Origin of the sequence: Stenotrophomonas chelatiphaga (genome assembly GCF_001431535.1) — a bacterium.
Lineage (GTDB): Bacteria > Pseudomonadota > Gammaproteobacteria > Xanthomonadales > Xanthomonadaceae > Stenotrophomonas > Stenotrophomonas chelatiphaga.
Genome location: NZ_LDJK01000044.1, coordinates 20058 through 33335 on the forward strand (window position 1 = coordinate 20058; position 13278 = coordinate 33335).

Below are 13278 nucleotides of genomic sequence, written 5' to 3' on the forward strand. Positions count from 1 at the left end.
TTTCTCCCCTGTTCAGCGGGTTTTTACCGGAAGAAATCAGCAACTTAGGGGCCCGTTACCGGCCTGTTGGCCGATTGCCCCGGCTGGCTGGCAGATCCGCTTCGCCGCCCGCTGCAGGATCAGCCGAAGGCGGCCCGCATGTTGGCCACGGTCGGCGCCAGGATCACCCCGCGCTCGGTCACGATGGCGTCGATCAGCTCGCCGGGGGTGACGTCGAACACCGGGTTCCAGGCGGCGATGCCGTCGGCCACGGTGCGGCTGCCGCCGACCCCGTACAACTCGCCGGGATCACGCTGTTCGATCTCGATCTCGCTGCCATCGGCGGTGTCCATGTCCACGGTCGAGGACGGCGCCACCACCATGAACTTCACCCCATGGTGGCGTGCGGCGATGGCCAGCTGGTAGGTGCCGATCTTGTTGGCGGTGTCCCCGTTGGCGCAGATCCGGTCGGCGCCGACGATCACCCACTGCACCGCACCGGTCTTCATCAGATGCGAAGCGGCCGAATCGGCGATCAGCGTGGCATCGATGCCGTCCTGCTGCAGCTCCCACACGGTCAGGCGCGCGCCCTGCAGCCACGGCCGGGTCTCCCCGGCGAACACCTTGGCGATGCGCTGCTGGGCCATGCCGGCGCGGATGACACCCAGTGCGGTGCCGAAGCCAGCGGTGGCCAGCGACCCGGTGTTGCAGTGGGTCAGCACGCCGCTGCCAGCGTCGATCAGGCCGGCACCCAGGGCGCCCATGTGGCGATTGGCCGCCAGGTCTTCGGTGGCGATGGCTTCGGCTTCACGTTCCAGCACCGCGCTCCAGTCCGCGCCCGCCGCTGCCAGCACCCGGCGCATGCGCGCCAGCGCCCAGGCCAGGTTCACCGCCGTCGGCCGCGAGGCATTCAGGCGCTGCAGTGCCGGTTCCAGCTTCTGCAGGGCCTGCGGGCCGTCTTCGGCCTGCACGTCGCGGGCGGCCAACACCACGCCCCAGGCGGCGGCGATGCCGATGGCCGGCGCGCCGCGCACGGTCAGCGCGTGGATGGCGCTGGCCACCTCGTCACTGGTGGTGCAGGCCACGTGCTCCACCACGAAGGGCAGCTTGCGCTGGTCCAGCAGTTGCAGGGCATCGCCGGTCCACAGGATCGGGCGGATGTGGTCGTAGCGGGCGTAGTCGATTTCGGTGGGCGTGTTCATGCGCCCATTGTAATGCGCGCTCAGTTCACCGAGAACTCGGCGCGGCAACCGTCGTCCACCCAGATCCCACGCTTGTCCCAGCCCCAGCTGCGCCCTTCTTCGCAGGCACGCCCGGACAGCTGCTTGAGCAGGTTGACGCCGGTGGTGATGGAGGCCCCGCAGAAGCGCCGGCGTCGGTCCTTGGACTCACAGGTGACCCGGCGCGGCGCATCGACGAAGCCGCTGCCGTCCACGGCGCCGATCTCGAAGTCACCTTCGCAACCACGGGTGGTCCAGATCTCGTTGCGTCGGTAGCCCCAGCTGTGGCCTTCGCGGCAGGGCATGCGCGAGTTCTGCCGCAGCAACCGCACCGGCGCACCTTCCAGGCGTACCGGACAGCTCTGCGGGCGGCCGTTGGACTCGCAACGCACCACGCGCCGGACAACCTTGGCCGGGGCACCCGGTGCTGCAGCGGCAGCGCCACCGCGTGCGCGGAATTCGCCACGGCAACCCAGGGTGACCCACACCCCGGAACGGTCGGTACCCCACTCGCTGCCCCGCACGCAGGCATTTTCCGACAGCTGGCGTACCAGCTCCACGCCGCCTTCGACGTCCATGCTGCAGTGCACCCATCCGAGATCGCGCGACTGGCAACGCACTACCTCGCCGGCATAGCCTCCCTGCCCCTGCGCGGCAGCCGATGGCAGCAGCGCGGTCCAGAGCAGCAGTGCGCCCAGCGAGGCCCCCGTGCTTGCCAACAACTTGTTCAACGACTCGTCCGCCCTGTCATCGTGATTCGCTTGCCACCATGCGGCAACCGGCGTGATAAGAGCATCATCGCCAACGGCCCGCAAGCGTCGCTTACGACGTTCAGGCCCGACTGAAATCAAAGGCGAGCACATCGGCGATCCGCGCCGTACGCCCCATGGCCATCAGCAGCCGGTCCACGCCCACCGCGACGCCGGCACAGGCCGGCATCGCCGGCAGCGCCGCCAGCAGCGCCTCGTCCAGCGGCGGCAGCACGTCACCGCGTGCCTGCCGGCGCTGGTGGTCGGCTTCAAAGCGCGCGCGCTGTTCCTGCGCATCGCCGAGCTCGTGGTAGCCATTGGCCAGTTCGACCGGCCCCAGGTACAGCTCGAAACGCTCCGCGCGCGGCGGCGTATCTTCGCGGATCCGCGCCAGCGCCGCCTGCGAGGCCGGCCAGTCATGCACCACGGTCATCACCGTGTCATCGAGGTGCGGCTGGATGCAGTGGGTCATCAACAGGTCCAGCCAGTCGTCCCGGCCCAGGCCCGCCGCATCGATCTGGATGCCGGCCAGCGGCAGCCGCAGTTCGGCGATGCTCGCCTCGAACGGATCCACGCCGACGCGCTGCAGGTACAGCGTGCGGTAGTCGATCACCTGCAGGGTTGCCACCCGTCCCACCAGCGCCAGGGCCTGCTGCACCAAGGCGGCCGTTTCGTCGATCAGCCGGTGGTGGTCCCAGCCCACCCGGTACCACTCCAGCATGGTGAACTCCGGGTTGTGGCGCCCGCCGGCTTCGCCATTGCGGAACACCCGGCCAAGTTCGTAACAGTCGCCCACGCCGGCAGCCAGCAACCGCTTGAGCGGGAATTCCGGCGAGGTACGCAGCCAGCGACGGCGCGCACCGGCATCGCGATGGCCGCTGAAATCGGTATGGAAACTGTCGATGTTCGGCTCGGTATTGCCTGCCGCCGACAGGATCGGGGTCTCCACTTCCAGCACCTCGCGCTGGGCGAAGAAGCGCCGCACCATCGCGTTGAGCGCGGCGCGCTGGCGCAATGCCTGCAGCAGCGCGCTCACAGCAGGCCGTCGCGCGGATGGTCCAGCGGCAGGGTCATCAGGTCGCGGGTGTCGTCGATGTAGCCGGTGGCGGTGTACAGCCGGCGCGCCAGTTCGTTGTGCCGGTTCACTTCAAGCCGCAGGCGCTCAACGCCGCGTGCGCGCGCGCGCTGTTCGACGATCGCCAGCGCCTGCCGGCCGCGGCCCCGCCCGCGCACGCCCGGCGCCAGATACAGTTCGTCCAGCAGCGCGAAATGCCCGCCCTGCTCCAGGCTGAAGCCCATCGCGATCACCACGTAGCCGCCGACCGCGCCGTTTTCGTCCAGCAGCATCAGCACCTCGCCATTGCGCGGATCGGCCAGCAGCGAATCGACGCCGCGGCGCACGCGCGCCTCGTCGAACGTGATCTGGTCTTCGGTGTAGAACTCGCGCATCAGGGCGATCAACGGCGCTTCATCGGCGCGGGTGGCCATGCGGAAATCCAGCGGGGCGGTCTGCATGCAACTCTCCTTCAAGGGGTACGGCCGGGCACGCGCCCGGCTTTGATACGTTTCATTCGTGGGCGGCGAGGAAGGCCAGCAGCTGGTCTTCGTCCCACACCGGCACGCCCAGCGACTGGGCCTTGTCCAGTTTGGAACCGGCTTCGGTGCCGGCGACCACGAAACTGGTCTTCTTCGACACGCTGCCGGCAACCTTCGCGCCCAGCGCTTCCAGACGCTCCTTGGCCACATCGCGGGTCAGCGCGGACAGCGTGCCGGTCAGCACGGCGGTCTGGCCGTCCAGCGGCCCGCCGGCCTGTTCGGCCTGCTGCGGCGCGCGCTGCAGGATCTGCTTCATCTTCGCCTCCGCCTGCAGCAGCAGCTCGCCATGGCCTTCGGTATCCAGCCACGCCGCCAGGCCGCGCGCAGTGTCGTCAGGCAGGCCGGCATTGACGAACTGGCCATGCTCGGCGTCCAGTATCGACGGCGCACTGCTCAATGCGGCGGCAAGCTTTTCCGCACGCAGGCGGGTGATGCCGGGGATCTCCGCTTCCACCAGCAGCTGCGCAAGATCCAGTCCCTCGCGCAGCTTGGCGCTGGGCGGATGCTCATCGGTGATGCGCACCTGGCCGACCTGCAGCAGGTCATCGATGGCCTGCTGGTTGCCCTGCTGTTCGAAGAAATGGCCCAGCGATCGCGCCACTTCCCCGCCGATGTCCGGCACCCGTTTGAACAGCGGCCACGGCAGGTGGCGGATCAGTTCCAGCTCGCCGAACCACTGCGCCAAGGCCTTGGCCGTGCTTTCGCCGACATGCTCGATGCCGAGCGCGAACAGCAGGCGCTCCAGCGTCGCGTCGCGGCTGGCCTCGATGGCGGCCACCAGGTTGTCGGCCCAACGCGTGGCGATCTTCTTCGTGTTCCAGCTGAAGGTGATCGGCTGGGCCAGTGCCTGCGCACGCCATCCCGGATCGCCTGCGTCCAGTTTCAGCACGGCGGCGAGCACCGCACCGCTTCCATCAGGCGGCAGGTGCGGGCTGAAGCTGGCGGCCAGCGCCGAAGGGTCCTCGGCATCCAGCACCAGCTTCAACTGCAGCAGGGTGTCACGGCTCAGCCGGTACAGATCGGCCACGCCGCGCACGATGCCCGCATCCACCAACGTTTCGATGTACTTCCCGCCCAGCCCGTCGATGTCCATCGCACGACGCGAAGCGAAATGGCTGATCGCCTCCTTGCGCTGTGCCGGGCAGCTCAGCTCGCCCGAACAGCGCCACGCGATCGCCCCCTCTTCCTGCACGATCTCCGCACCGCATACCGGACAGTGGGTCGGCATCTTCCAGGGCATGGTGCCGGCAGGACGGCGGTCGGCGATCACGCTGACCACCTCCGGGATCACATCGCCGGCGCGCCGCACGATCACGCTGTCGCCTACACGCACGTCCAGCCGCGCGATCTGGTCGGCGTTGTGCAGCGTGGCATTGGAGACGATCACCCCGGCCACCGCGACCGGCGCCAGGCGCGCCACCGGCGTGGCCGCCCCGGTTCGCCCGATCTGGATCTCGATGGCCTCCACCGTGGTGCTCTGTTCCTGCGCGGGGAACTTGTGCGCGATCGCCCAGCGCGGCGCCCGTGCGACGAAGCCCATCGCCTGCTGCCCTTCGCGGTCATCCAGCTTGTAGACCACGCCATCGATATCGAACGCCAGCCCGTCACGGCGCTCGCCGATGTCACGGTAATAGGCGAGCAGGCCCTGCGTACCGGTGACCACCGCGCACAGCTCGCTTACCGGGAAGCCCCAGCCGCGCAGCTGCTGCAGCGTGCGGGAATGGGTATCGGGCAACTCGCCACCCTCCACCTGGCCGGTGCCATAGGCGAAGAAGCTGAGCCGGCGCTGCGCGCTGATCTTCGGGTCCAGCTGGCGCAGCGACCCGGCGGCCGCGTTGCGCGGATTGGCCAGCACCTTGCCGCCCTGCTGCCGTGCGCGTTCGTTGAACGCTTCGAAGTCGGCGCGTGCCATGTAGACCTCACCGCGCACTTCCAGCACAGCCGGCCAGCCGGCGCCCTGCAACTGGTGCGGGATGTCCCCGATCTGCCGCAGGTTGGCGGTCACGTCTTCACCCTTGCTGCCATCGCCACGCGTGGCGCCCTGCACGAATCGGCCGCCTTCGTAGCGCAGGCTGATCGCCAGGCCATCCAGCTTCGGCTCGGCGGAGAATGCAACTTCGGGCCGACGCAGCCGCTCGCTGATGCGACGCACGAAGTCGGCGACTTCCTCGTCACTGAACGCGTTTCCCAGCGACAACATCGGCACCGCATGGGTGACTTCGGTGAACCGCGACGACGGACGCGCACCGACCTTCGTGGTGGGCGAGTCGACGGTCGACAGCTCCGGATGGGCCTGCTCCAGCGCCTCCAGCTCGCGCATCAGCGCGTCGTAGTCGGCATCGGGGATCAGCAGTTCATCGCGCTCGTTGTAGGCCGCGTTGGCGCTGGCAAGCTGGCGGCGGAGGGCGTCGATGCGCTGGGCGGGAGTAACGTTCATGCCGGTCCGGTAATTCCTGTACAGGCCGCGATTCTACCGTCCACGGCGTGTGCTGGCCGCGCCGGGATGCGCTTGCAGCACGCAGCGCCCGGCGCTAGCGTGCGATGACCTCCCCTGCCGGATGACCTGCGTGCCCCTGCCCACTTCCCGACGGCGCTTCCTGCAGCTGGCCGGCACCGGCCTGGCCCTGGCCGGCAACCCGCTTGCCGCCGTCGCCGGCACGCCCCGGCCGCTCGCTGCATCGCCGACCCGCAGCGATCCCGCGCCGATCCTGCTCAATTTCAATGAATGCCCGTATGGCCCGTCACCCGCGGCGCAGCAGGCAGCCCGCGACAGCGTGGCCGCCAGCGGGCGCTATCAGTTCGCCCTCGCCAGCGAACTGCGCGATGCCTTCGCCCACGGCGAGCAGCTGGATCCGAAGCAGGTGCGCCTGTTCCCCGGCTCCAGTGAACCGCTCAACCGGGCGGCGCTGCTGTGGACCGGCCCGGAGGCCGCGCTGGTGACCGCCGATCCGACCTTTGAAACCCTGGGCGAGATGGCCGCCGCGCGTGGCGCGCTCGTGCACCGCATCGCCCTGCGCGCGGATGGCGCGCATGACGTGCGGGCGATGGTCGACGCCGCCCGCCAGCAGCCAACCGGCCTGATCTACATCTGCAATCCGAACAACCCCACCGGCTCGATCACCCCACGCGCGGACCTGGACTGGCTGCTGGCCAACAAGCCGGCGGCCACCCGGGTGCTGCTGGACGAGGCCTATCTGCAGTACAGCGAACAGGCTTCATTGGCCGGCGAAGCCGGCAAGCGCGATGACCTGATCGTGCTGCGTACGTTTTCCAAGCTGTATGGCATGGCCGGGCTGCGACTGGGCGTGGCGATCGCCGCACCGGCGCGGCTGGCGGAACTGGCGACGCTGGGCGACAACCCGTTGCCGGTGCCCGCGCTGGCAGCCGGACTGGCCAGCCTGCGCGACCCGCTGCTGGTGCCGCAGCGCCGACTGCAGAATGCGCAGGTACGTCAGGCGACGATCGCCTGGCTGGGAAAACGTGGCTTCGCCTGCATCCCGTCCGAAGCCAACTGCTTCATGGTCGACGTCGGCCGCAATGGCGCCGAGTGGGTTGCCGCGATGAAAGCACAGGGCGTGGTGATCGGCCGCAGCTGGCCGATCTGGCCGCAGCGGGTGCGGGTCACCGTGGGTAGCGAAGCGGAGATGGAACGCTTCCGCGACGCCTTCGCCATCGTGGCCGGGCAGTAAACGCCGGCCAAGCTGCGGTATCGGCGCCGCCGTCATCCGGCGGCGCCGCGTGGTCTACCAGCGTGGCGTCTTCGTCAGCGGTGGCGCCTGGTGCTGGCGATCATAGGCACGCAGGTCGTCGCGGATATGCGCGATGCGCTGGCGCCCGAGCGCGTTGCGGCTGTCATCCAGCACCACCGCATCCAGCAGTTCGGCCATGCGCTGCACGGTCGGCAGCATCTTTTCCCAGGCGTCGAGCGCGGTCAGCGGCGCCGGCAGGGTCAGGAAGAAGGCGATTGCCGGGGTCTCCATCTCGCGGATGGTGCCCATGTCGAAGCTGCCCGGCTTCATGATGCTGGCCATCGAAAAGATCGGGCCACGTTCGGGGTAGCCTTCGACAAGCCGGTGGAAGACATTCATGTGGCCGAACACCAGCCCGGTCTTTTCCGCCGCCACCACGATGTCTTCGCCACGCAGCTGCTCGCCGGCACGGGCGGCCACGAACAGTGAAACAATCTTGTCGAAATCCTGGCTGGCGCGCTTGCCGAGGTCACTGTTGGCGTTCGCTTCCGCCTCTGCCAACCCGGGTTCGGCGGGCTCGCCGTCAACGGCGGGATTGCGCGGTTCCTCGCCGGGCACATCGACGCCACCGCCGAGTACGGGCTCGCGACGCTGGGCGCCGTCAGCGCCGGCATCGCCTTCGACGCGGCGTCCCTGGCTCTTCTTCCTGGGCCGGCCGAACAACAGGATCGCAGCGATCAGCAGCAGGCCGGCGGTAAGGATGCCGATGCGCAGCAGTGCGGTGTCGGACATTCGGTTGGGTCTCCGGCTAAATACGTTCAGACAAGAATGGCACGATGCAGGTCGTCTTGCACCGGGGGTGGCGCGAATAATGCACCAATCCCCCGTGCACGCGGTGTATCAGGCCGCCCCGGCCAGCCGCGCCGCCTCTTCCAGGTCGACGCTGACCAGGCGGCTCACGCCGGGTTCGCGCATGGTGACGCCAGACAGCTGGTGCGCCGCCTCCATCGTCGCCTTGTTATGGCTGACGAACAGGAACTGCACCTTCTCGCTCATCTCCTTGACCATGTTGGCCAGGCGGCCGACATTGGCTTCGTCCAGCGGCGCGTCCACCTCGTCGAGCAGGCAGAACGGGGCCGGGTTGAGCTGGAAGATCGCGAACACCAGCGCCACCGCGGTCATCGCCTTCTCACCGCCGGACAGCAGGGAAATGCTGGAAACGCGCTTGCCGGGCGGCCGCGCCATGATGGTCACGCCGGTATCCAGCAGATCCTCGCCGGTCAGCTCCAGATAGGCATGGCCACCGCCGAACAGGCGCGGATACAGCGCCTGCACGCCGGCGTTGACCCGGTCGAAGGTGTCCTTGAAGCGGCCACGGGTTTCGCGGTCGATCTTGCGGATCGCATCTTCCAGCGTCTCAAGCGCGGTATTCAGGTCCAGGTTCTGCGCATCCAGGTACTCCGAACGCTGCGAGGCCTCGCCGTATTCCTGGATGGCGGCCAGGTTGACCGGCTCCAGCCGGCGCATGCGGGTATCGATCTGCTGCACGGTCTGCTCCCAGTCGCCCAGGCGGGCGTCTTCGGGCAGGGTCTGGATGACCTCCTGCAGCACGAAACCGGCCTTCTCCACCGCCGCCTGCAGCTGCTCGGCATTCAGCACCAGCGCCTGCTGGTCCAGCCGGCGCTGCGAAATGCGCTCGCGCTGCGCCAGCGCCTGTTCGTCACGCTTGTGCCGGGTCTGCTCCAGTTCGCGCAGTTCCACGTCGATGCCATCCAGCAGCGAACGCGCCTGCGAGAGCATGCCATCGGCGCGCACGCGCTCTTCCAGCGCATGCTGGTGTTCGGCCTGCAGCGATTCCACCGGGGTATCGCCCTCGTCCAGCTGCGCGTGCAGCTCGCCGAGGCGCGAATCCAGCTGGCCGCGCTGGTTGCTCATGCGTTCCAGCGCCTGGCTCAGCGAGGCCACCTGGGCACGCTGCGATTCCAGCGTCAGCGCCAGCGAATGGGCGGCTTCGCGCACGCTGCGGGCCGCATCGCGGGCGCGATCGCGGGCCTCGGTCAGCTGCCGGCGCTCGTTCTCCAGCGCCTGCCGGGTCGACTCCAGGTCGCCCATGCTGCTGACCGCATCTTCCAGCCGGCCGCGCGCCTCGCGCACCTGCTCGCGGTTGAGCTCCAGGGTTTCCATCAGCTGCACCAGCTCGCCTTCGATGCGGTCGATGCGGCTGCGCGCCGATTCAAGCTTGCCCTGCTGTCCCTGCAGCTGGCCAGCCAGCTCGGACACGCCGCGGTGTGCCTGGTACACGGCACGTTGCACATCTTCGCGCTGCTGTTCGGCGGCAAGCAGCTGGTCACGGAAGCCACCCAGCAACTGCTCCAGTTCGGCCTCGCGCTGCTGCAGCTGTTCGATCTGTTCGCGCAGCGTGTTGATCTCCCGCTCGCGCAGCAGCGCGCCCTGCTTGGCCGCACCCGAGCGCGATACCCGCACCCAGCCGGCGCCCAGGCGCTCACCCTCGCGGGTGATCACCGAATCACCTTCACCCAGCGACGCCTGCAGCGCACGCGCCTGCTCCAGGTCTTCGGCCGCGTGCAGGCGGGCCAGCAGACGGCGGATCGCCACCGGCCCCTGCACCTTGGCGGCAAGCGATGTCGAGGCCACCTGCAACGGCGCTTCCTCGTCGGCCACCAGCGCGATGCGGCCATCACCCAGTTCACCCAGCGCATCCACCAGCTGTTCCGGCGCCTGCACCAGCACGCCTTCGATCAACTGACCCAGCGCACTTTCAACGGCGTTTTCCCAGCCCGCTTCAACCTTCAGCCGCTCGCCCACGCGGCTTGCCGAATCCAGCCCGCGCGCCTTCAGCCAGGCCACTGCCGCACCCTGCTCCTGGCCGAGTGCGGCCTGCTGCAGGGTTTCCAGCGACGACAACCGACCGCGCACGCCGTTGGCCTGCTTGCGCAGTTCGGCCAGTTCGTTCTGCGCGCCGCGCTGGCGCTCCTGCACGGCGGTGACCTCCTGCTTGCGCAGTTCCACCTGTTCGCCCAGCTCATCCAGTGCGGTCTTCTGCGTGTCGTGCTGGATGTGCAGCTGCTCGAAGGCCGCTTCCAGCGCATCCACGTCCAGGCCGGCGCGCTCGGACTGCAGCGTTTCACGACGACGCTCGGCCTCCAGCACCTGCCGGTCCAGGTAGTCCACGCGGGTGCGTTCGACATCGCCGGAACGCGACGCCTCCGAACTCTGGCTGCTGTGCTGCTCCCAGCGCGCCTGCCAGTCACTCAGCCTCGCCTCGGCTTCGCGCAGGCTGTCCTGCTTGATCTCGTTTTCTTCCTGCAGTTGTTCCAGCTGCGGGGTGGCCGCGTCCACCGCTTCGCGCAGCACCATCAACCTGGCTTCGTCGCCGCTGATGTGCTGGCCCAGCTCGGCCAGCGCCTGCTGGGTTTCATCGCGCGCCTTGTGCAGGCGCTGCGACAGTTCGCGCTGGTGCTGTATCTGCTGTTCCAGCCGGGCCAGCATGCTGCCCACCTGGTAGACCTCGGCCTGCGCGGCATTGAGCGCCTCGGCCGATTCCTCGCGACGCACGCGCGCGGTTTCGATGCGGGATTCAGCGTCGCGCTGTTCCGCGATCAGCTGCTGCAGGCGGGTCTCTTCCTGTGACAGGCCCTCGCGCAGTTTGCCCAGCCGGCCATCCAGGCCACGGAACTCCAGCGCTTTCCATTCGGCATCCTTGACCCGGCGCTCTTCCTGCAGGGTCTGGTACTGCTCGGCCTGGCGCGCCTGTCGCTTGAGGTGTTCCAGCTGCTTGCCGATCTCATCGCGCAGGTCACCGAGCCGGTCCAGGTTCTCGCGGGTGTGGCGGATGCGGGTCTCGGTTTCCTTGCGCCTTTCCTTGTACTTGGAGATGCCGGCGGCCTCTTCCAGGTAGACACGAAGGTCTTCCGGGCGCGCTTCGATGATCTGGCTGATCATCCCCTGTTCGATGATCGAGTAGCTGCGCGGGCCCAGCCCGGTACCCAGGAACAGGTCGGTGATGTCGCGGCGACGGCACTTGGTGCCGTTGAGGTAATAGTTGCTGCTGCCATCGCGGCTGACGGTACGCTTGACCGATATCTCGTTGAACGAGGCGTACTCACCGGAAATGGTGTGGTCGCTGTTGTCGAAGATCAGCTCGACGGTGGCCTGCGATACCGGCTTGCGCGCGGCAGAACCGGAGAAGATCACATCGGTCAGCGAGTCACCGCGCAGGCGGCTGGCCGAGCTTTCGCCCATCACCCAGCGCACGGCATCGATGATGTTGGACTTTCCACAGCCGTTCGGTCCGACCACGCCGGTCATGTTGGTCGGCAGGTGCAGCGTGGTGGGATCGACGAAGGACTTGAAGCCGGACAGCTTGATCGTGGAAAGACGCATAGGGTTTCCGGGCCGGGGCCGTTATGAGGCCTGCATTTACCCGCCAACCCCTTGATCCGGCTGGGATCAGGGTCGTCGGCCGGGCGTAATGCACCGAGTATACCGATGTGGCCGTGTTCTACGCAGGGACCGGCCTGCCGCAAAACAAAACGGGCGCCCCTGCGGGCGCCCGTTCTGGCGATTCCATGCCTTGCGGCGCGGGATCAGGCCTTTTCGGCTTCAACCACGACCTTGACGGTGGTCTCAACGTCGGCGTGCAGGTGCACCAGGACGTCGTACTCGCCAATGTTGCGGAAGGCGCCTTCGCCCAGGATGACTTCGCTCTTGTTGACCGGCAGGCCAGCAGCGGTGAAGGCTTCGGCGATTTCGCGCGCGCCAACCGAACCGTACAGCTTGCCTTCGGTGGAAGCATTGGCCGCGATGGTCACGGACTTGCCTTCCAGCTTGGCCTTGCGGGCTTCGGCGTCGGAGTGGATCGACTCGGCCTTGGCTTCGTATTCGGCGCGCTTGGCTTCGAACTCAGCCTTGTTGCTCTCGGTGGCCGGCACGGCCTTGCCCTGCGGCACGAGGAAGTTGCGGCCGTAGCCCGGCTTCACGTCGACCAGGTCGCCGAGATTGCCGAGGTTGGTGACTTTCTGCAGAAGGATCAGCTGCATGGTGTTACTCCAGAATGTATTCGTTAGCGAGGCCGGGCCCCGCAGCGGATGGCTGTCCGAATATCAGTGCGGGAGGGCGGCGCGAAGCCGCCCGCCAACATCAGATGTCGTGGTTGTCGGTGTACGGGATCAGGGCCAGGAAACGGGCGCGCTTGACGGCCGTTGCCAGCTGGCGCTGGTACTTCGACTTGGTGCCGGTGACGCGGCTCGGCACGATCTTGCCGTTCTCGGTCAGGTACTGGCGCAGGGTGTTGAGATCCTTGTAGTCGATCTCTTTCACGCCTTCGGCGGTGAACTTGCAGAACTTGCGGCGACGGAAGAACTTGGACATGTCAGTGCTCCTTAAGCGGCCGAAGCGGCGTCGTCGCCGGCATCGTTGTCAGCGGCGGGGGTGGTTTCACCTTCTTCGTCGTCACGACGACGACGCTCGCCACGCTCGGGCTTGTCACCCTTCTCGTCCTTGCTCTTCATGATCAGCGACTGCTCGGTATCCGGGCCATCGCGCTTGACGACCAGGTTGCGCAGCACGGCGTCGTTGAAGCGGAAGCTTTCCACCAGCTCGCTCAGCACGGCCTGGTCAACTTCGATGTTGAGCATGACGTAGTGGGCCTTCACCAGGTTCTGGATCGGGTAAGCCAGCTGACGACGGCCCCAGTCTTCCAGACGGTGGATGGTGCCGTTGCCGTTCTCGACGAGCGACTTGTAGCGCTCGATCATGGCCGGGACCTGCTCGCTCTGATCCGGGTGGACCAGGAACACGATTTCGTAATGACGACTCATGTTTATATACCTTTCGGATGTGGCCGTTTCGGCCGGACAGCCCCCCGCGGTGATGACGGCGGTGGGGCAAGGGCTCCTACGCTGAGCGCAGGAAGCCGCCAATTATGCCTGCTGGCCCTGGCCGAGGCAAGCTGAGCCTACGCGAGGCCGGGCGGCGAGGCTGGGCGGGGGACGGCAGGAGCCGCATCCTGCGGGCCTCGTTTCG

11 protein-coding genes are annotated in these 13278 nt (G+C 67.7%); 1 reads left to right on the forward strand and 10 read right to left on the reverse strand.

The genetic code is table 11. The annotated features are described in order from the left end of the window. Positions 1-119 precede the first annotated feature (119 nt). The 5 genes from mtnA to ligA all read right to left on the reverse strand — a co-directional run bounded on the left by mtnA (position 120) and on the right by ligA (position 5981). Positions 120-1181: an S-methyl-5-thioribose-1-phosphate isomerase gene (gene mtnA / locus ABB28_RS10560; protein ID WP_057508595.1), complete on the reverse strand. Its 1062-nt coding sequence runs from the start codon at positions 1179-1181 to the stop codon at positions 120-122. A gap of 20 nt (positions 1182-1201) precedes the next feature. Then, positions 1202-1897, reverse strand: coding sequence for a DUF3011 domain-containing protein (locus ABB28_RS10565; protein WP_425479540.1), 696 nt, complete (start codon positions 1895-1897; stop codon positions 1202-1204). A 133-nt stretch (positions 1898-2030) separates the two neighbouring features. Next, positions 2031-2984 (reverse strand): EF-P lysine aminoacylase EpmA, encoded by a 954-nt coding sequence (gene epmA, locus ABB28_RS10570; protein WP_057508597.1) that lies wholly within the window; start codon positions 2982-2984, stop codon positions 2031-2033. Then, the gene (locus ABB28_RS10575) at positions 2981-3463 is read right to left on the reverse strand and encodes a GNAT family N-acetyltransferase (protein ID WP_057508598.1); all 483 of its coding nucleotides are present in this window, start codon (positions 3461-3463) and stop codon (positions 2981-2983) included. The genes epmA and ABB28_RS10575 overlap by 4 nt, the downstream gene beginning before the upstream one ends. Positions 3464-3515: 52 nt before the next feature. Beyond that, entirely contained in the window at positions 3516-5981 is a 2466-nt protein-coding gene (ligA, locus tag ABB28_RS10580) for an NAD-dependent DNA ligase LigA (protein ID WP_057508599.1), read from the reverse strand. 130 nt (positions 5982-6111) lie between these two features. Here ligA and ABB28_RS10585 point away from each other — a divergent pair, with 130 nt between their 5' ends. Continuing rightward, complete coding sequence (locus ABB28_RS10585) at positions 6112-7233, forward strand: pyridoxal phosphate-dependent aminotransferase (protein WP_057508605.1); 1122 nt, start codon at positions 6112-6114, stop codon at positions 7231-7233. A gap of 54 nt (positions 7234-7287) precedes the next feature. On the opposite strand, the gene zipA is transcribed toward ABB28_RS10585, so the two are convergent. The 5 genes from zipA to rpsF form a co-directional block, all read right to left on the reverse strand. Next, on the reverse strand, positions 7288-8025 hold the full coding sequence (gene zipA, locus ABB28_RS10590; RefSeq protein WP_057508600.1) for a cell division protein ZipA: 738 nt from the start codon (positions 8023-8025) through the stop codon (positions 7288-7290). A gap of 108 nt (positions 8026-8133) precedes the next feature. After that, positions 8134-11637: a chromosome segregation protein SMC gene (smc, locus tag ABB28_RS10595; protein ID WP_057508601.1), complete on the reverse strand. Its 3504-nt coding sequence runs from the start codon at positions 11635-11637 to the stop codon at positions 8134-8136. A 203-nt stretch (positions 11638-11840) separates the two neighbouring features. Continuing rightward, positions 11841-12293, reverse strand: a complete 453-nt coding sequence (gene rplI / locus ABB28_RS10600; RefSeq protein ID WP_057508602.1) for a 50S ribosomal protein L9 — start codon at positions 12291-12293, stop codon at positions 11841-11843. A 100-nt stretch (positions 12294-12393) separates the two neighbouring features. Then, the gene (gene rpsR / locus ABB28_RS10605; protein ID WP_005926280.1) at positions 12394-12624 is read right to left on the reverse strand and encodes a 30S ribosomal protein S18; all 231 of its coding nucleotides are present in this window, start codon (positions 12622-12624) and stop codon (positions 12394-12396) included. An 11-nt stretch (positions 12625-12635) separates the two neighbouring features. Then, positions 12636-13073 (reverse strand): 30S ribosomal protein S6, encoded by a 438-nt coding sequence (gene rpsF / locus ABB28_RS10610; RefSeq protein ID WP_057508603.1) that lies wholly within the window; start codon positions 13071-13073, stop codon positions 12636-12638. Between the last annotated feature and the right edge of the window lie 205 nt (positions 13074-13278).